This is a genomic window from Pseudomonas sp. COW5 (genome assembly GCF_026240005.1).
Taxonomy (GTDB): domain Bacteria; phylum Pseudomonadota; class Gammaproteobacteria; order Pseudomonadales; family Pseudomonadaceae; genus Aquipseudomonas; species Aquipseudomonas kribbensis.
Genome location: NZ_JAPHVP010000001.1, coordinates 3,238,167 through 3,257,735, shown reverse-complemented (window position 1 = coordinate 3,257,735; position 19,569 = coordinate 3,238,167). Strand labels below are relative to the sequence as shown.

Sequence of the window (19,569 nt, the reverse complement as noted above, 5' to 3'; positions counted from 1 at the left end):
GAATATTGACGCCAGAGTGATGGCACATTTGCCGACGTTCGCGACAAAACAAAATGGGAGCACAAGGCTCCCATTTTTCTGACTGCAGCCTGGCTTACACCGGTTTGGCCTCGGCCAGCGCCTCCTGCGCCAGTTCCTTCTCGGCTTCTTTCAGGTCTTCTTCGCTGATCATTTCGGCAATCACTCGTAGACGCTCCACCACGCGCGCATTGACGCTGCCTTCCGGGAACTCGCCCTCCTCGTTCGGCTCACCGGCAGGCTCGCCCACCAGCAGGCTCAGCGCTTCATCCGCCTGACGCACCGCGTAAACATGGAACTGCCCGGCGCGCACCGCCGCCAGCACTTTCTCGTCGAGCATCAGCGTGGCGACGTTGGCGTGAGGAATGATTGCGCCCTGCTCGCCGGTCAGCCCGCGCGCTTCACAGAGACGGAAGAAGCCTTCGATCTTCTCGTTGACCCCGCCCACCGCCTGCACTTCGCCAAACTGGTTGATGGAACCGGTGATCGCGAAGCACTGCTTGAGCGGGGTTTTCGACAAGGCCGAAATCAGCGTGCAGGCCTCACCCAGCGACGCACTGTCGCCATCGACATAACCGTAGGATTGCTCCAGGGCGATGCTCGCGGAAATCGCCAGCGGGAATTCCTGGGCGTAACGGCTGCCCAGATACCCGGTGAGAATCATCACGCCCTTGGAGTGAATCGGCTGGCCGAGGTTGACCTCGCGCTCGATGTCGACGATACCGCTGCCGCCCGGGTACACCGTGGCGGAAATCCGCGCCGGCACACCGAACGCCGAGTCGCCGACTTCCAGCACCGTCAGGCCGTTGCACTTGCCGACCGCCGCGCCGTCGGTGTCGATCAGGATGATCCCCGCCAGCATGTCGTCGAGAATCCGCGCCGACACCCGGCCGGTACGGGTAGCCTTGGCTTTCAGGGCGCGCTCGATGTGGCCGGCGTCGGTCATTTCATCGTTGGCCAGGTGACGGATGAAGTCCGCTTCGCTGACCAGTTGGAACAGATCACCGATCCGCGCCGACAAACGCCCCTGATGCTCGGCCAGACGTGCGCTGTAAGTCGCCAGACGCGCCACCGCGTCGGCGGTCAACGGCGCCATGCCTTCTTCCGAAGTGCGGGTTTTCAGCAACTGGGCGAACTGCTCCAGGCTTTCGTCGACCATCGGGATGTCTTCATCGAAGTCCACCAGGACGCGGAACATCTCCTGGAAGTCCGGATCGAGGTCCTGCAGCGTGTAGTACAGCTGACGCGCACCGATGATGATGACTTTGACATTCAACGGAATGAACTGCGGATTGAGCGTCACGGTCGCGAAACGGCCCATCTCGCCCAGTGGCGATTCCATTTTCAGTTTGCGCGATTGCAGGGCGCGTTTGAGCGCATCCCACACAAAGGGCTCGCCGAGCATCTTTTCCGCTTCGAGGATCAGGAAACCACCGTTGGCGCGGTGCAACGCACCCGGACGCAACTGGCGATACGTGGTGTAGAGCGCACCCTGATCGGTGGTGTATTCAATGCGGCCGAACAGGTTTTCATAGGTCGGATGCGGTTCGAAAACCACCGGCGCACCGCCGCTGGCCGGATGGCCGACCACCAGGCTCGGCGCGTATTGTTCTTCCAGCAGCTTGCGCGCAACGGCGTCGGTCTTGCTGTCGTCCACCAGTTGCTCGACCACGGTTTTCAGCAGATAGACCTGCACCGCTTGCAGGTAACCGCAGACCGCGGCGTTTTCCGCGTACTTCTCCGACAGCGGTGCGAGCAAAGGCTGCAACGCCAGAGTAATGGTTTCTTCGTTGAGCTGACGCAGCTGGTTGCTCGATTCGCGCTTCCATTGCGGCAGGCTGGCGAGTTCTTCGTTCAGGCGTTCCTCGAGGCCGGAAATGTCCTCGTGGAAACGTTCGCGCTCGGACTCCGGCAACTGGGCGAATTCGGCTTCGTCCAGCGCCTTGCCTTCGAGCATCGGGGTGAACGCGATGTTGCTGCTGTCGCGGTACAGAGCGACGTCTTTTTCCAGGGCCAGACGCTCGATGACGTCCAGTGCCTTGTCATAGCGCTGGTTGAAGGCGCGGTCGATGGCGCTCTTCTTCTGCTGATAGGACGGGTGTTCGAACACCGCAGGAAATGTCGACAGCAGGTTGTCGATCAAGCCGTTGATGTCGCCGATGAACGCCGCGGCGCTGCCCGATGGCAGTTCCAGGGCACGTGGCTCGCGCGGCTCGTCGAAATTATTGACGTAGACCCAGTCCGCCGGGGTCTGCAGGCGCTTGCCTTCGGCCTTCAGGTAGCGTTTGACGAACGAGAAACGGCCGGTGCCGGGCTCGCCCATGACGAATACGTTGTAACCGGGGCGTGGCATGGCCACACCGAACTGCAAGGCTTCGACCGCACGTTCCTGGCCAAGCACACCGCGAAAGGGCTCCAGATCATTGGTGGTAGTGAAGCTGAACTGTTCAGCGGAAAACGGACGGGTCAGCGCTTCGGGCGCTAGACGCAAGCTGGCAGCAACAGGATCAGGCATCGGGCTTCCTTAACAATCAGGCGGGGCAGATAGCGGCATTCTGGCGCTGCCCGTGCCCCACTGGCAAGGCGCGCCACACGACAAAGCATAGACAACCGGCCAACCCCACGGCCGGCCCCGCAAAACCGGGCTGGATCACGAATATGCTGCAAAAAATCACGGAACCACGGGAACCTGCCTAAACTCCAAACTGCGCGGCTGGAACTAATACCGGCCCACTGGCGCCAGAAGGTCTGTACGAAAACTCGCCAAGTGGCGTTTTGATGTAGAGAGCGGGGCCAGAACCCTGTCCATTGGTACGCACATAAAAGAGAACAAAGCTATGAAACGGATTCTTCTCGGTACTCTCTTCACCGCTGTATCCATCAACGCCATGGCTCAGGCGCCAGGCGGTCCGGATTGCGGCTGGGGCAACATGCTGTTCGAAGGTCAGCGTGGCACCCCGGCTCACTTCCTGGCATCCACCACCAACGGCACCTCGGGCAACGCCACGTTCGGCATGACGTCCGGCACCAACGGTTGCTCCACCAACGCCTCGCTGACCTACGGCGGCAAATCCTGGTTTGCCATGAATGGCATGATGAACGAGCTGTCCGAAGACATGGCAAAAGGCAACGGCGAAGCGCTGACGACCTATGCCGTGGTACTGGGCGTGGCGCCGGAAGACCGTGCGCACTTCGCCGCCGTCACTCACGAGCACTTCCAGCAGATCTTCAGCAAGGCTGACGTGACCGCCGAAGACGTGCATACCAACACCCTGGCCGTGCTGAAAGCAGACCCTCGTCTGGCCAAGTACGCGACTCAGGCTTAAGCTCGACCCCACCCGCTTCTTTCGGGAAGCGGGTTTTGTTTTTTCGGCCCGCCCTCCCTGGGTCTTTTGTTTCTTTCGACTTAAGTTGCCACCTATGCTCAAACGCCTTGCCTGGCTGGCGCTGTGTGTCTGCGCCCCGCTGTCCGCCGCGCCCCACATCGACCCTCAACGTTTGCAGCAACTGGCCAACGACCGCTTCTGGATTTCCCTCGGCCATTACGAAACCGCCAAGCTCGGCGGCTGGCGCAGTTACGTCAGCGACAAAAAGTTCTTCCTCGCCCCCGACGGCAACGAACACCCCGACCATGAGCTGGCCGCCACGGTCCAGGCGCTGTACGCCCCGGCCAGTCTCGGGGAGCAACACGCCCAGTGTGTCTACCCGGCGCGAACGCGCTGGCTGAAAGATCAGTTCAACCTGACCGACCTGCCGGCGCCGGACTGCGCCGAATTCAAGAAATGGTTCAAGGACGTCTCGCCCCACAGCGCGGTGATGATATTCCCGGCGGCCTACCTCAACAGCCCTTCATCGATGTTCGGCCACACCCTGCTGCGCATCGACCAGGCTGACGTGCAAAGCGACAAGACTTCGCTGCTCAGCTACGCGATCAACTTCGGCGCCTACATCGAAGGTTCCGACAACAGCATTCTCTACGCCTGGAAAGGCCTGATGGGCGGCTATCCGGGACTGTTCGCGCTGGTGCCGTATCAGGAAAAACTCTCGGAATACCGCAGCCTGGAAAACCGCGATTTGTGGGAATACCGACTCAACCTGACACAAGCCGAAACCGCACGGATGGTCGAGCATGTGTGGGAACTGAAGCAGATTCAGTTCGACTACTTCTTCTTCGATGAAAACTGCTCCTATCGCCTGCTCGAACTGTTGCAGGTCGCTCGTCCGAGCCTGCGCCTGACCGAACAATTCCCGCTGACCGCGATTCCTACCGACACCGTCAAAGCGGTGAAAGAAGCCGGACTGGTCGAGCACATCGAATACCGCCCGTCCCGCGAGCGTGAGTTGCTCAGCCGCGCCGAGCCCCTGACCGGCGAAGAACAAGACTGGGTGCTGAAAGTCAGCGCCGACCAGCAACAATTGCAGGATCCGGCCTTCAAGGCCCTGCCCCGTGATCGGCAAGCACTGATCGTCGACGCGGCGTATCGGCTGGAGCGCTACCGTGCCAACGGCCAGGAACGTGATCCGCAACGGGCACAGCGCAGTTTCGAATTGCTGCGGGCGATCAACAAGAACCCGGCGCCGGAGCTGCAAATTCCACAACCGGGCCTGCCCGAAGACGGCCACGAATCGCGCACCTGGCAGGCCGGTCTCGGCACCCGAGGCGACCGCGCGTTCGGCGAGTACGGTCTGCGCATGGCCTATCACGACCTCAACGACAACGCCGAGAGTTTCCCCCTGGGCGCGCAGATCGAAATTCTGCAAATGAAGCTGCGCCAGTACGAAGGCAATCACTGGCAGTTCCAGCAACTGGATCTGGCGACCATCCGCTCGCTGACGCCGCGCAATGCACTGCTGCAGCCGTTGTCGTGGCAAGTCACCGGAGGTCTGGAGCGGGTGCCGGGCAAGCATGACGACGAGACGCTGGTCAGCCATGTCAACGGTGGCGGCGGTGGAACCTGGGCGCTGGGTGACGATGTGCTTGGTTTTGCACTCGGCACCGTGCGTGTTGAACACAACAATGATTTCGCCGAATTCGTTTCCCCCGCGGGCGGTTTCAATACCGGCGTGCTGTGGAAAAACCCGTTGGGCAATCTCAGTGTGGAGGCCAAGGGCGATTACTTCTTCAACGGCGAAGTGCGCCGCAGCCTGAGCCTGAACCAGCAATGGGAATTGTCCCGCAACCTGGGTTTGCGCCTGAGTGCGCAGCGTGAATTCAGCCATCTGGCAACGCCGGAGACCGAAGTGATGCTGGAAGTGAAGTGGTATCACTACTGAGGTTTTGATCTTCCTTTCACACCCCGTCGACGAATCCGCTTCTAGACTTTCCCTGTCAGCCGGAGAACGGCGCGGGAGAGTCTGATGTGGCGGTGTGCGGGATTTGTGGGTGTGTTGCTGTTGCTGGGTGGCTGTCAGAGCACCCACGAAGATCTGATTGCCAAGGGTTATCCACCGGCGTTCGCCGACGGTTTCGATGACGGTTGCATCAGCGGTCGTCAGGCGGCCGGTTCGATCAGCGGCGAGTTTCGCAAGAACGTGCCGCGCTATCTCAAGGATCCGCAATACGCCGAGGGCTGGAGCGACGGTTTCCGCCAGTGTCAGGCGATGCTGGAAAACAAGGATCGCGAGGAGTATCGCAACGAACACTGGGACGAGCGCGAGCGGGCCTGGCAGCAACAGAAAGATCAGGGCGCCGCGCGGGCTTATCGTTCGCAGTAGGTCGTTTCCAGACATCCGGCGAAACCTTTAGCCTGCGACCATGGCCCAACGGTTGTCACAGGAGGTCACCATGAGCCGTGCTTTCGTCAACGAAGACAACGCCGCTGCGCAAGCCGATCAGCCGGTCGAACGGCAGGTCAGCACGCAGCCCAATTACGTCACACCAAAGGGGCTTGCCCAGTTGCAGGCGAAAGTCGCCGAGCTGCAGACACTGCACGCCGAACAGACGGCCATGGGCGAACAGGCCGACAAACAGCGGCTGGCCGATCTCGAACGGGATTTACGTTATTTCAATCAACGGGTCGGCAGCGCTCAGGTCGCCCCCGCACCGACTTCCAACGAAAAAGTGCAGATCGGCAGTTGGGTGACCTACGCCGACGAACACAACACCGAACGCCGGGTGCAACTGGTCGGCGAAGATCAGGCCGATGCCGCCAACGGCCTGATCAACTGGGCCTCCCCGCTGGGCCGCGCGCTGCTTGGCGCGCGACTCAACGACGAAGTGCTGTGGCAGCGTCCGGCCGGCAATCAGCTGATCGAAGTGATCCGCATCGATCGTTCTTGAAGCACAGTGCTTAAACCACGCCCTGCGCCAGCATCGCGTCGGCGACCTTGACGAAACCGGCGATGTTCGCGCCTTTGACGTAGTTGATCCGGCCGTTTTCCTCACCGTAATGCACACAGGCGTGGTGGATCGACTGCATGATCCCGTGCAGCTTGCTGTCCACCTCGCCCGCCGTCCACAGCAGACGCATGGCGTTCTGCGACATTTCCAGACCGCTGACCGCCACGCCGCCGGCATTCGATGCCTTGCCCGGCGCGAACAGAATGCCCGCCTCGATAAAGATATCCACAGCCTCAAGGGTGGTCGGCATGTTCGCGCCCTCGGCCACACAGATGCAGCCGTTACGCAGCAAGGTGCGGGCAGCTTCGGCGTCTAGCTCGTTCTGGGTGGCACATGGCAACGCGATGTCGCACGGCAACGACCATGGCAGTTGACCGGCGCGGAATTCCAGGCCGAATGCCGCCGCCAACTCGCTGATCCGCCCACGCTTGACGTTTTTCAGCTCCAGCAACGCCAGCCACTGCTCTTCGCTCAGGCCGGCCTCGCAATACAGCGTGCCTTCGGAATCGGACAGGGAAATCACCTTGCCGCCCAGATCCATCACTTTGCGGGCCGCGTATTGGGCAACGTTGCCGGAACCGGAGATCGCCACGCGCTTGCCTTCGACGGTCTGCTCGCGGCGCTTGAGCATTTCCTCGGCGAAGTACACGCAACCGAAACCGGTGGCTTCCGGGCGGATCAGGCTGCCGCCGTAGGTCATGCCCTTGCCGGTCAGTACGCTGGTGAACTGGTTGCTCAGGCGTTTGTACTGACCGAACAGGAAACCGATCTCCCGTGCGCCGACACCGATATCACCTGCCGGTACGTCCACGTCGGCGCCAATGTGGCGGTACAGCTCACTCATGAACGCCTGGCAGAAACGCATGACTTCGGCGTCGCTCTTGCCCTTCGGATCGAAGTCCGAACCGCCCTTGCCGCCGCCCATGGGCAACGAAGTCAGGGAGTTCTTGAAGGTCTGTTCGAAGGCGAGGAATTTCAGCACGCCCATGTTCACCGAAGGATGGAAACGCAAACCGCCCTTGTACGGGCCGATGGCGCTGTTCATCTGGATGCGGAAGCCGCGATTGACCTGCACCCTGCCCTGATCGTCGACCCACGACACCCGGAACACTACCGCCCGCTCCGGTTCGCAGATGCGCTCCAGAATCCCCGAGGTCAGATAGTGCGGATTGGCTTCGAGAAACGGCCACAGGCTGCGCAGGACTTCTTCGACGGCCTGGTGGAATTCGGGTTGATCCGGATCGCGTTTTTTCAGACGGGCGAGGAAGGATTCGACGGATTCGATCATGGGAAAAGTCTCGGCAAATTTGTTGTCGTTGGAAGAGATTGAGCCGGACTGTAACAAACGACCTGTACACAGCAACAGACAAAAATGTCGCATTTATGAAAACAAATAGTACACACGCTATAAATCACGGCGGATTGCAGGCAAAAAAAAGCGGAGCCCGAAGGCTCCGCTTTTTCATGCAACCAACCTGAAATCAGGCCAGTTTCTTGTGGCGTACCCGGTGTGGCTGGGCCGCTGCTTCGCCGAGGCGCTTTTTGCGATCGGCTTCGTACTCGGTGTAGTTGCCTTCGAAGAACACCGCTTGCGAGTCGTCTTCGTACGCCAGGATGTGCGTCGCGACGCGGTCAAGGAACCACCGGTCGTGAGAGATCACAATGGCGGCGCCCGGGAAGTCCAGCAGGGCTTCTTCCAGGGAACGCAGGGTTTCAACGTCGAGGTCGTTGGACGGTTCGTCGAGCAGCAGGACGTTGCCGCCCTCCTTCAGGGTCAGCGCCAGGTGCAGACGACCGCGCTCACCACCGGACAGGTCCTTGACGAACTTCTGCTGATCGCCGCCCTTGAAGTTGAAGCGACCGACGTAGGTACGCGACGGGATCTCGTAGTTGCCGATGCGGATCTGGTCGGAACCGTCGGAGATCTGCTGGAACACGGTCTTGCTGCCGTCCAGGTCTTCGCGGCTCTGGTCCACACAGGCCAGTTGCACGGTTTCGCCGATCTCGATGCTGCCGGAGTCCGGGGTTTCCTTGCCCATCAGCATGCGGAACAGGGTCGACTTACCGGCACCGTTACCGCCGATCACGCCAACGATGGCGCCTTTCGGCATGGAGAACGACAGGTTGTCGATCAACACGCGATCGCCGTAGCCCTTGGTGACGTTCTTGAATTCGATGACCTTGTCGCCCAGGCGCGGACCGGCCGGGATGTAGATCTCGTTGGTTTCCGAACGCTTCTGGAATTCCTGCGATTGCATTTCTTCGAAGCGCTGCAGACGTGCCTTGGATTTCGACTGGCGGGCCTTGGCGCCTTTGCGCACCCACTCCAGTTCTTCCTTCATGGCTTTTTCGTGAGCCGATTGCTGCTTGGATTCCTGGGCCAGACGATCGGACTTGGCTTCCAGCCACCCCGAGTAGTTGCCCTCGTAAGGAATGCCCGCGCCGCGGTCGAGTTCCAGAATCCAGCCAGCGACGTTGTCCAGGAAGTAACGGTCGTGCGTGATCGCTACCACGGTGCCCGGGAAGTCGTGCAGGAAGTGTTCGAGCCACGCAACGGAGTCGGCGTCCAGGTGGTTGGTCGGTTCGTCGAGCAGCAGCATGTCCGGGGCGGACAGCAGCAGACGGCACAGGGCCACACGACGCTTTTCACCACCGGACAGGTGTTCCACTTTTGCGTCCCAGGCCGGCAGACGCAGCGCATCGGCGGCGACTTCCAGTTGACGCTCCAGGTTGTGACCGTCGCTGGCCTGCAGGATCGCTTCGAGCTTGGCCTGTTCGGCGGCCAGCTTGTCGAAGTCGGCGTCCGGGTCGGCGTAGGCGGCGTAGACCTCGTCCAGACGCGCTTGCGCATCCTTGATCACGCTGACCGCTTCCTCGACCACTTCACGCACGGTCTTGGTCGGATCAAGTTGCGGCTCTTGCGGCAGATAACCGATGTTCAGTTCCGGCATCGGGCGCGCTTCGCCTTCGAATTCGGTGTCGACGCCGGCCATGATTTTCAGCAGCGTGGACTTACCCGAACCGTTAAGGCCGAGTACGCCGATCTTGGCGCCCGGGAAGAAGGACAGAGAAATGTTTTTCAGGATTTCCCGCTTCGGCGGAACAACTTTGCCCAGCCGATGCATGGTGAAGACGTATTGAGCCATGGAGAACCTTGGGTCAGTGACTGATGAATGATTGGGACACAGGCAATGCCCGGCCAGACCGTGCGCGTCGTTCACTGGAAGATATCAATGCGTGCGCGCGGAAAGTCTAGGAGCTGGAACGCTCCCGCGTAACCGGCAAAGCTACCTTAATGACAGAAGGCAGTCCAGCCGAGCGGGGCTGGCACTTCGCCACAACTCAAGGCATGCTAGCCGCCCTTTGGGCGTCCGGCTTATAGTGCACGTCGCGCCAGTCCAGCCAAACCGCAGGATTACAGCTTGTCCAATGTCACTCCGCCAGCCTCTGTGAGCAGCACCCAACCGGCGCCCGGCTCGTCCCTGCGCGGAACATTGAAAGGCGCGCTGGCGACGCTGGTGCTGATGCTGCTGGCGTTGCTGTTCTGGCAACTGCTCGATCAACTGCGCGAAACCCAGAAAAACCAGCGTCAGTACACCATCGATTACACCGCCGATCTCGCCTCGCAAGTCAGCCTCAACATGTCGCTGAATGCGCAGATCGCGCTCAATCTGCTACCGATCGTCGAACAGCCGCAGTCTGCCGACGAACAGCAGGCGCTGCTGCGCAAGCTGCAGAAATCCCTGCCTGACCTGCAGAGCATGGCCTTGCTGAGCCCGTCGGGGAAAATTCTCAGTGACAGCGCCACCGACAGCAAGGACGCCGACTACCTCAGCGATCTGGTGCGCCGCAGCCACGCCCAGGCACATTATTTCAGCAACGCCGATGACGGTTCGGTGGTGCATCTGTTGCTGCATCAGGCCAGCGGCAGCACTCGCGGCTACTGGGCACTGCGCCTGACCCCGACCTTCTTTGCCTCGCTGACCAAACAGGGCGAGACCGGCATCCGCCCGCTGTGGCTGGTGGAAAACCGCATCAATCACCAGATCATCAGCCGTGACGAAGGCCTGCCTTCCACCAAGGCCAGCACCCTGACACCCGAAGATCTGGCCAACAGCGTGCTGACCGTGCCCCTGAGCAGCAGCGACTGGCAACTGCGTGGACTGTTCGATCGGCAACATGTGTTCGAAGAGCTGCTGCCGGCGTTCATCGGCAAATGCCTGCTGGGCCTGGCGCTGTCCCTGCTGCCGTTCATTGCCTTGCTGAACATGCGCCGCCGCCAGCGCCAGGTGCATGAAGGACGCCGCCGTTATCAGGACATTTTCGAAGGCACCGGTGTGGCCCTGTGCGTGCTGGATCTTTCGGGACTGAAACAGGTTTTCGAAAAGGCCCAGATCCAGACCAGCGACCAGCTCAAGGCCTGGCTCGACCAGCCACAGCAACGCCAGCAATTGCTGCAGGAACTGCGAGTCACCGAGGTCAATCAGGTGGCGTTGCAACTGCTCAACGTCAATTCCTGCGACCACGCCTGGCAACTGCTGATCGACGGTCACCCGCACAGTCAGTGCGCGATCGGCAATCAAGTGCTCGACGCCGTGCTCCAGCAGCAAAAGCAGCTGGAACTGGAAATCAAACTGCCGGACATCAACGGCCGCGACCAGCACCTGTGGCTGGTGCTGCGTCTGCCTCATGAGCAGCACGACTACAAGGCCGTGATCCTGAGCATCAACGACATCACCAGTCGCAAGCTGATTGAACTGTCGTTGCTGGAGCGCGAGGGCTTCTGGTCGGACGTGGTGCGCACCGTGCCGGATCACCTGTACGTGCAGGATGTGATCAGCCAGCGGATGATTTTCAGCAACCACCACCTGGGCCAGACCCTCGGTTACAACCGCTCCGAGCTGCATCAGATGGGCGAGTATTTCTGGGAAATCCTCCTGCACCCGGAAGACGCCGACTATTACCACCGCTCGCGGCAAATGCAGCGTCACGCCGGTTACAGCCAGTTACTGCAATGCCAGTTGCGCTTCCGTCATCGCGACGGCAAGTGGCGGCGTTTCGATATCCGCGAACAGGCGCTGGCCCGGGACAAACACGATCAGGTGACGCGGATCATCGGCGTGGCCAAGGACATCACCGAGCAGATCGAAGCCAGCGAATCCCTGCGCGACAGCGAACAGCGCTACCGGATGCTCGCCGAAAGCATCAGTGACGTGATCTTCTCCACCGACAGCAAGCTGTCGCTCAATTACGTCAGCCCGTCGGTACAAGCGGTGCTGGGCTACGACGCCGAGTGGATTTTCCAGAACGGCTGGCAATCGACCATCGCCAACCCGCAGCAACTGAACGGCATCTATCACCTGATGGACCGGGTCAGCAAAGCGCTGGACAAACCCGAGCAACTGGCAATCCTGCGCAGTCAGGTGCAGACCCAGATGTTCCTGTTCGACTGCCTGCGCGCCGATGGCCGCAAGATCCCGATCGAATTGCGCCTGGTACTGGTGTGGGACGAACACGGCGCCTTCGAAGGCGTGCTCGGGGTCGGTCGCGACATCAGCCAGCAGCGCCGCGCCGAAAAAGACCTGCGCATGGCGGCCACGGTATTCGAGCACTCGACTTCGGCGATCCTGATCACCGACCCGGCCGGTTACATCGTTCAGGCCAACGAAGCGTTCAGTCGCGTCAGCGGCTACGCGGTGAGCGAAGTGCTCGACCAGTTGCCGAACATGCTCACCGTCGACGAACAGCAGGATGCGCACCTGCGTTACGTGCTCAAGCAATTGCATCAGCACAGCACCTGGGAAGGCGAAGTCTGGCTCAAGCGCCGCAACGGCGAGCATTACCCGGCGTGGGTGGGTATCACGGCAGTGCTCGATGACGAAGGCGACCTGGCGAGTTATGTGTGCTTCTTCAGCGACATCAGCGAGCGCAAGGCCAGCGAACAACGGATTCACCGCCTCGCCTACTACGACGCCCTGACCCATCTGCCGAACCGCACGCTGTTCCAGGATCGCCTGCATACCGCGCTGCAATCGGCGGACCGGCAGAAGTCGTGGGTGGTGCTGATGTTCCTCGACCTCGATCGTTTCAAACCGATCAACGACTCCCTCGGCCACGCCGCCGGCGACCGCATGCTCAAGGACATGGCCACCCGGCTGCTGGCCTGCGTCGACGATGACGACACCGTGGCGCGGATGGGCGGCGATGAATTCACGTTGCTCCTGCAGCACCGCTCCAGCCGCGAGATGGCGCTGAACCGTGCGATCCATGTGGCCGAGCAGATTCTTGGCAGCCTGGTGCGACCGTTCGTGCTGGAGGGTCGCGAATTCTTCGTCACCGCCAGTATCGGCATCGCCCTGAGCCCGCAGGACGGCAACGAACTCAGTCAGCTGATGAAGAACGCCGACACCGCGATGTACCACGCCAAGGAGCGCGGCAAGAACAACTTCCAGTTCTATCAGGCCGACATGAACGCCAGTGCGCTGGAACGCCTGGAGCTGGAAAGCGACCTGCGTCATGCCCTGGAACAGAACGAATTCGTGCTGTATTACCAGCCGCAGTTCAGCGGCGACGGCAAACGTCTGACCGGCGCCGAAGCCCTGCTGCGCTGGCGTCATCCGCGTCGCGGACTTGTGCCGCCGGGGGATTTCATTCCGGTGCTCGAAGAACTCGGACTGGTGGTGGACGTCGGCGACTGGGTGATCAGCGAGGCCTGCCGTCAGCTCAAGACCTGGCACCAGAGCCGCGTGCGCGTACCGAAGGTCTCGGTGAACATTTCCGCCCGGCAGTTCTCCGACGGCCAGCTCGGCACGCGGATCGCCACCATCCTCAAGGAAACCGGCCTGCCGCCGGCGTGCCTGGAGCTGGAACTGACCGAAAGTATCCTGATGCGCGAAGTCAGCGAGGCGATGCAGATTCTCGCCGGCCTGAAGAACCTCGGCCTGAGCATCGCGGTCGACGACTTCGGCACCGGTTACTCATCGCTGAACTACCTCAAGCAATTCCCGATCGACGTACTGAAGATCGACCGCACCTTCGTCGACGGCCTGCCGTCCGGCGAGCAGGACGCACAGATCGCCCGGGCGATCATCGCCATGGCCCACAGCCTCAATCTGGCGGTGATCGCCGAGGGCGTGGAAACCCATGAACAGCTGGACTTCCTGCGCGAGCACGGTTGCGACGAGGTTCAGGGTTATCTGTTCGGACGACCGATGCCGGCCACCCGCTTCGAGGCGCAGTTCAGCAATGACGCGCTGTTCATGTTCGACTGAAGATCTGCGGGGCGGCATTCGCGAGCAGGGATTGATGCCGATCACGTAATCCTGCCGCCAACCCGGCTATTGTGCGAACCGGCTGGCCAGGAAAAGGCCGGCACGGACGCCACATATCTGGTCATGAACGCCACTTGTCTGCGACATGATGTCGTTTCATATGCCATCCAAAACCCGTTGGGTTAGAATGCCCCCCTTTTCTGCCCCCGATCCTTGAGGACCGCCATGTTCAGCCGTGATTTGACTATTGCCAAGTACGACGCCGATCTTTTTGCCGCCATGGAGCAAGAAGCCCAGCGCCAGGAAGAACACATCGAGCTGATCGCTTCGGAGAACTACACCAGCCCAGCGGTGATGGAAGCTCAAGGCTCGGTTCTGACAAACAAGTACGCCGAAGGCTACCCGGGCAAGCGCTACTACGGTGGTTGTGAGTATGTCGACGTTGTCGAGCAACTGGCCATCGACCGCGCCAAGGAACTGTTCGGCGCCGACTATGCCAACGTTCAGCCGCACGCCGGTTCCCAGGCCAACGCCGCTGTCTACCTGGCCCTGCTGTCGGCCGGTGACACCATCCTGGGCATGAGCCTGGCTCACGGTGGTCACCTGACCCACGGCGCCAGCGTTTCCTCCTCCGGCAAGCTGTACAACGCCATCCAGTACGGCATCGACGCCAACGGCCTGATCGACTACGACGAAGTCGAGCGCCTGGCTGTTGAGCACAAGCCGAAAATGATCGTGGCCGGTTTCTCTGCCTACTCGCAGATCCTCGACTTCCCGCGCTTCCGCGCCATCGCCGACAAGGTTGGCGCCTACCTGTTCGTCGACATGGCTCACGTGGCCGGTCTGGTCGCCGCTGGCGTCTACCCGAACCCGGTTCCTTTCGCTGACGTCGTGACCACCACCACCCACAAGACCCTGCGCGGTCCACGTGGTGGCCTGATCCTGGCCAAGGCCAACGCCGACATCGAGAAGAAGCTGAACTCCGCGGTATTCCCGGGCGCCCAGGGTGGCCCGCTGGAGCACGTGATCGCCGCCAAGGCGATCTGCTTCAAGGAAGCCCTGCAGCCTGAGTTCAAGGCTTACCAGCAACAAGTGGTGAAAAACGCCCAGGCCATGGCCGGCGTGTTCATCGAGCGCGGTTTCGACGTGGTTTCCGGCGGTACTGAAAACCACCTGTTCCTGCTGTCGCTGATCAAGCAGGAAATCTCCGGTAAAGACGCCGACGCCGCTCTGGGCAAAGCATTCATCACCGTGAACAAGAACTCCGTGCCAAACGATCCACGCTCCCCGTTCGTCACTTCCGGCCTGCGCTTCGGTACTCCGGCTGTGACCACTCGCGGCTTCAAGGAAGCAGAGTGCAAAGAACTGGCTGGCTGGATCTGCGACATCCTGGCTGACCTGAACAACGAAGCGGTGATCGACGCCGTTCGTGAGAAAGTCAAAGCCATCTGCAAGAAACTGCCGGTATACGGCGCTTAATTGCGACGCTAAAACCGCAGCATGAAAAACCGGCCAGTGATGGCCGGTTTTTTTTCGCCCGCAAAAAAGTTTCGGACTGCGAATGGCTCAAGGTCGGGGCATTGCGCCCAACTGGTCAGACCGGTCATGCCAATTCGTCATTTTTCACTTGCGATCCCTAAAAAACAGCGCCTAGACTGCACCCGCACTGGACATACCGGTAAGACCACAATAATTAAGTCCTGAATCTGATACGCCCCGCGTACGGCAGCCAGGACACCGACCAGGATTCCTCCCATGCTCAGATGGTGCTCGCGTTCAATCTTCCTCCAAGTGGTTCTCGGACTGGTGCTCGGCATCGTCTGCGGGCTGACCCTTCCTGAATACTCGGCCCAGCTCAAACCGCTCGGCGATGGCTTCATCAAACTGATCAAGATGCTCATCGGCCTGATCGTGTTCTGCGTGGTGGTCAGCGGTATCAGCGGCGCCGGCGACCTGAAGAAGGTCGGGCGCATCGGCCTCAAGTCGGTGATCTACTTCGAAGTGCTGACCACCATCGCTCTGGTGATCGGCCTGGTGTTCGCCTTCAGCACCGGGATCGGCAGCGGCGCCAACATCCATCTGGAGCAGTTGTCCGCCGCCGACATGGGCGACATCGCCGAACGCGGCCAGCACATGCACACTACCACTCAGTTCCTGATGGACCTGATTCCGACCTCGGTACTCGGCGCCTTTGCCGACAACAATATCCTGCAAGTGCTGTTGTTCTCGGTGCTGTTCGGCAGCGCGTTGAATCTGGTGGGCGAAGCGGCCTCCGGGATCTCGCGGCTGATCAACGAGCTGAGCCATGTGATCTTCCGCATCATGGGCATGATCGTGCGTCTGGCACCGATCGGCGTGTTCGGCGCCATCGCCTTCACCACCAGCAAATATGGCCTGGACTCCCTGCAACACCTTGGCAGTCTGGTCGGCCTGTTTTATCTGACGTGCATCGCGTTCGTCAGCGTGATTCTGGGTCTGGTGATGCGTGCCTCCGGTCTGCGCATGTGGCCGCTGCTCAAGTACCTGCGCGAAGAGCTGCTGATCGTCATGGGCACCGCCTCCTCCGACGCCGTGCTGCCGCAGATCATGCGCAAGCTGGAACATCTGGGCATCGGCAGCTCGACCGTCGGGCTGGTGATTCCCACCGGTTACTCGTTCAACCTCGACGGATTTTCGATCTACCTGACCCTGGCCATCGTGTTCATCGCCAACGCCACCGGTACGCCGCTGGCCATGACCGATCTGCTGACGATTCTGCTGGTGTCGCTGATTACTTCCAAAGGCGCCCACGGCATTCCGGGCTCGGCGCTGGTGATTCTCGCCGCGACGCTGACGGCGATCCCGGCGATTCCGGTGGTCGGGCTGGTGCTGGTGCTGGCGGTGGACTGGTTCATGGGCATCGGCCGGGCGCTGACCAACCTGATTGGCAACTGCGTCGCCACCGTGGCCATCGCCCGCTGGGAAAAGGACATCGACGTACAACGGGCGAACAAGGTGCTCAACGGCGAGCAGGGCTATAACTTTCAGCCGAGAAAAACGGCCGCTCAAGCGGCGGCCAAAGAATTCTGAATGAGCGCCGTGCCTGCGCACCTGCAGGCACGGCTCATGGAGCGAACACGTGATTACTACATCAACCGTCGTCAACTCAGTGGTAGAAAAACTCCGGGCCGCCCTCGCCCGTGGCCAGTGGCGCTCCGGCGAGATGCTGCCGGGCCAGCGCGAACTGGCCGAACAACTGGGCATCAGCCGCCCGAGCCTGCGCGAAGCGGTGATCGTGCTGGAAACCCTCGGTCTGGTGCGTTCGATGCCGGGCAAAGGCGTGGTGGTACTCGACGCTCTGGCCAGTGACAGTCAAAGCCACGACAGCGCCGTGGCCGGTGCCAGCCTCGAAGACGTGCTGCAACTGCGCTACACACTCGAACCGTTCATCGTCGGTCTGGTGGCGCAGTCGATCAGCAGCAAGGAAGTCGGGCAACTGCGCCTGACTTTGATGGACATGCGCGAGGCCCTCGAAGCCGGCGACAGCGAGGCCGGGGTCAGCGCCTACATCGCCTTCCACGAAGAACTGTTCACCCTGACCTCTAACCCGATTTTCCAGAGCGTGGTGCAACAGACCAGTAACGCCCTCAAACAAAGCGCCGAAGTGCTGCACAACTCGCCTGAACATCTGGCCGAACGTCTTGAGGAAAACGAAGCCGTGGTACGCGCGATCCGCAGCAAGAACAGCGCCCAGGCCAGCGCCGAGATGCGTCGGCACATCCTGCGTGAAGGCCAGCGCATGGGCATCGAGCTGAATATTCCGGATGACAACCTGAACACCTGAAACGCCTCACACTGGAGACCGGCCATGAACAGTCTTGCCACGCCGTCGCACCCTCGCCAGACCTCGGCGGCCCTGCCCTTCTCCCGCCTGCAGGCGCCGGTAGAGGATCTGTATCCGCGACTGTTCGACGCGATCCTCGAACAACGCCTCGATGCCGCCAGCCGTTTTACCGAAGAGAGCCTGAAGCACATGTTCGGTGTCAGCCGCGCCGATGTGCGTCGGGTGCTGACCCAGTTGTCCCACGAACAGATCATCGTGCTGCGGGCCAACCATCGGCCACGGGTTGCTGCGCCGGATGCCGAGCAGACCCGTCAGGCCTTGCACGCCCGGCGTCTGACCGAGAACACGCTGGTGCGACTGGCTTGTCAGCATGCGCAGGCTGAAGATCTGAAGCGCCTGCGAACGCTGATCGAACGCGAGCGCCAGGCTGTGGATAAAGATCGACGGGGGGCGGCGATTCGCCTTTCGGGGGAGTTTCATTTGCAGTTGGCGAAAATGGCGGGGAATGCACCGTTGGCGCATTTTCTCGGCACGCTGGTGCCGTTGACCTCACTGGCGATTGCGCGATGTGGTGAGCAGACGCACAGCTGTTGCGCGTGGCAGGAACACTTGGCGTTGGTTGAAGCGGTAGAGCGTAGAGATGTTTCTAAAGCCGGCATGTTGATGAGTCGGCATCTGGAACATCTTGAGCAGACGTTGCTGGGTTCAGCTCTTGAGCAATCCGTTGTCGGTTAGAACGCCTTCGCGAGCAAGCCCGCTCCCACAATGAACTGCATTCTTCCTGACAGAATGCGATCTATTGTGGGAGCGAGCTTGCTCGCGAAGAGGCCCTTCGAGCCTCCACAAATTCAGTTTTGCTGTGCAGCCACCCGAGCAAACCCCGCCCGGATCTTCTCTTCCGGCAAATCATCGGCGATAAACACGATCACGCTTTCCCGCGCCTCGCCGTCGGCCCATTCGGTGTCCCAGTCGAAGCCATACAACTTCAGCACGCCCTGAAACACCAGCCGACGATCCTCGCCCGCAATGTTCAGCACACCCTTGTAGCGCAGCAATTGCTTGCCATGGTCTTCCAGCAACTCGTTCATGAATTCGCTGAGCTGATCGATATCCAGCGGCTGATCGGTACGCAGCACCAGACTGGAAATCCGGTCGATGGACGGCACCTTGCTCACCGGTCGCAGATTCACCCCGCCACCGAGATCGGCATTCAGGTTGAAACCGCGTACATCGAGCAATTCGGCCAGATCGATATTGCCGTGTTCGACCACACGAATCGGTGCACGGCGGTTGATACGGCTCAGGCGTTCGCTGAGTGCGGTGAATGCGGCCTCGTCCACCAGATCGGTCTTGCTCACCAGCAAGCGGTCGGCGAAACCGATCTGCGCCTGAGCGATGGTCTGGATCAGGTGCAGCTCAGCGTGGGCCGCGTCGACGAGGGTAATGATGCCGTCGAGCAGGTAACGCTCGCGCAGTTCTTCGTCGATGAAAAAGGTCTGCGCCACCGGGGCCGGGTCGGCCAGGCCGGTGCACTCGATGACCAGACGATCGAAGGCAATCTCACCGCTGTCCAGCCGTTCGAGCAACAGGTACAGGGCTTTGGTCAGGTCGGTGTGAATGGTGCAGCAGACGCAGCCGTTGGCCAGGGTCATGACTTGCACCGGCTCGTCGCCCAGCAATTGGGTGTCGATGCCGGCGTCGCTGAATTCGTTTTCGATCACGGCGATTTTCAGGCCATGCTCGGCTTTCAACAGATGACGCAGCAAAGTGGTCTTGCCGGCGCCGAGGAAACCGCTGAGTACCGTGACCGGGATGGGAGAAGACAAACTGGATCTCCTTCAATTGCACAAATAAAAATGGGAGCAGGCCGAAAGACCTGCTCCCACCTCACCTCTGATGAACCGCGATCAGCGGCTCAACAGCACTTCGGCCCACCCTTGCCACCGTAACGGGCTTCCTGACGTTCGCGAAAGAACATCTCGTAGCTCATCACCGGTTTGTCCGGGTGTTTGGTTTGCATATGCTCGACGTACGTGTCGTAGTCGGGCATGCCGACCATCAGGCGCGCGGCCTGACCGAGGTATTTACCGAGGCGACTCAGGTCATTGAACATGGTG

General features: G+C 60.8%; 14 protein-coding genes. 9 read left to right on the top strand and 5 right to left on the bottom strand.

Features of this window, described 5'->3' with window-relative positions:
* Nucleotides 1–94: 94 nt before the first annotated feature.
* Nucleotides 95–2,533: an AAA family ATPase gene (locus tag OQ248_RS14850; RefSeq protein ID WP_265813192.1), complete on the bottom strand. Its 2,439-nt coding sequence runs from the start codon at nucleotides 2,531–2,533 to the stop codon at nucleotides 95–97.
* 322 nt (nucleotides 2,534–2,855) lie between these two features.
* Between OQ248_RS14850 and OQ248_RS14845 the strand changes: the two genes are divergently transcribed.
* From OQ248_RS14845 to OQ248_RS14830, 4 genes are all read left to right on the top strand, one after another.
* On the top strand, nucleotides 2,856–3,344 hold the full coding sequence (locus OQ248_RS14845; RefSeq protein WP_007950971.1) for a DUF3015 domain-containing protein: 489 nt from the start codon (nucleotides 2,856–2,858) through the stop codon (nucleotides 3,342–3,344).
* 94 nt (nucleotides 3,345–3,438) lie between these two features.
* Nucleotides 3,439–5,292: a DUF4105 domain-containing protein gene (locus OQ248_RS14840; RefSeq protein WP_265813191.1), complete on the top strand. Its 1,854-nt coding sequence runs from the start codon at nucleotides 3,439–3,441 to the stop codon at nucleotides 5,290–5,292.
* 84 nt (nucleotides 5,293–5,376) lie between these two features.
* A complete protein-coding gene (locus OQ248_RS14835; protein ID WP_114885642.1) occupies nucleotides 5,377–5,733 on the top strand; it encodes a hypothetical protein in 357 nt (118 codons plus the stop codon).
* A 70-nt stretch (nucleotides 5,734–5,803) separates the two neighbouring features.
* Complete coding sequence (locus tag OQ248_RS14830) at nucleotides 5,804–6,298, top strand: GreA/GreB family elongation factor (RefSeq protein ID WP_265813190.1); 495 nt, start codon at nucleotides 5,804–5,806, stop codon at nucleotides 6,296–6,298.
* Nucleotides 6,299–6,308: 10 nt separating this feature from the next.
* Here OQ248_RS14830 and gdhA read toward each other — a convergent pair whose 3' ends face one another.
* Entirely contained in the window at nucleotides 6,309–7,646 is a 1,338-nt protein-coding gene (gene gdhA / locus OQ248_RS14825; protein WP_265813189.1) for an NADP-specific glutamate dehydrogenase, read from the bottom strand.
* A 193-nt stretch (nucleotides 7,647–7,839) separates the two neighbouring features.
* Entirely contained in the window at nucleotides 7,840–9,504 is a 1,665-nt protein-coding gene (gene ettA / locus OQ248_RS14820) for an energy-dependent translational throttle protein EttA (protein ID WP_007950976.1), read from the bottom strand.
* Nucleotides 9,505–9,780: 276 nt separating this feature from the next.
* Here ettA and OQ248_RS14815 point away from each other — a divergent pair, with 276 nt between their 5' ends.
* The 5 genes from OQ248_RS14815 (at nucleotide 9,781) to OQ248_RS14795 (ending at nucleotide 18,187) form a co-directional block, all read left to right on the top strand.
* Entirely contained in the window at nucleotides 9,781–13,629 is a 3,849-nt protein-coding gene (locus tag OQ248_RS14815; protein ID WP_265813188.1) for an EAL domain-containing protein, read from the top strand.
* A gap of 225 nt (nucleotides 13,630–13,854) precedes the next feature.
* Nucleotides 13,855–15,108, top strand: a complete 1,254-nt coding sequence (gene glyA, locus OQ248_RS14810; protein WP_007950978.1) for a serine hydroxymethyltransferase — start codon at nucleotides 13,855–13,857, stop codon at nucleotides 15,106–15,108.
* A 276-nt stretch (nucleotides 15,109–15,384) separates the two neighbouring features.
* Nucleotides 15,385–16,698, top strand: coding sequence for a C4-dicarboxylate transporter DctA (locus tag OQ248_RS14805; protein WP_085732867.1), 1,314 nt, complete (start codon nucleotides 15,385–15,387; stop codon nucleotides 16,696–16,698).
* A 49-nt stretch (nucleotides 16,699–16,747) separates the two neighbouring features.
* Complete coding sequence (locus tag OQ248_RS14800; protein WP_265813187.1) at nucleotides 16,748–17,452, top strand: FadR/GntR family transcriptional regulator; 705 nt, start codon at nucleotides 16,748–16,750, stop codon at nucleotides 17,450–17,452.
* Nucleotides 17,453–17,476: 24 nt separating this feature from the next.
* Nucleotides 17,477–18,187 (top strand): GntR family transcriptional regulator, encoded by a 711-nt coding sequence (locus OQ248_RS14795; RefSeq protein ID WP_265813186.1) that lies wholly within the window; start codon nucleotides 17,477–17,479, stop codon nucleotides 18,185–18,187.
* A 113-nt stretch (nucleotides 18,188–18,300) separates the two neighbouring features.
* On the opposite strand, the gene yjiA is transcribed toward OQ248_RS14795, so the two are convergent.
* Both yjiA and OQ248_RS14785 read right to left on the bottom strand, forming a co-directional pair.
* Entirely contained in the window at nucleotides 18,301–19,278 is a 978-nt protein-coding gene (gene yjiA / locus OQ248_RS14790) for a GTPase (protein ID WP_265813185.1), read from the bottom strand.
* An 89-nt stretch (nucleotides 19,279–19,367) separates the two neighbouring features.
* Nucleotides 19,368–19,565 (bottom strand): YbdD/YjiX family protein, encoded by a 198-nt coding sequence (locus OQ248_RS14785; RefSeq protein ID WP_003228401.1) that lies wholly within the window; start codon nucleotides 19,563–19,565, stop codon nucleotides 19,368–19,370.
* Nucleotides 19,566–19,569: the final 4 nt, after the last annotated feature.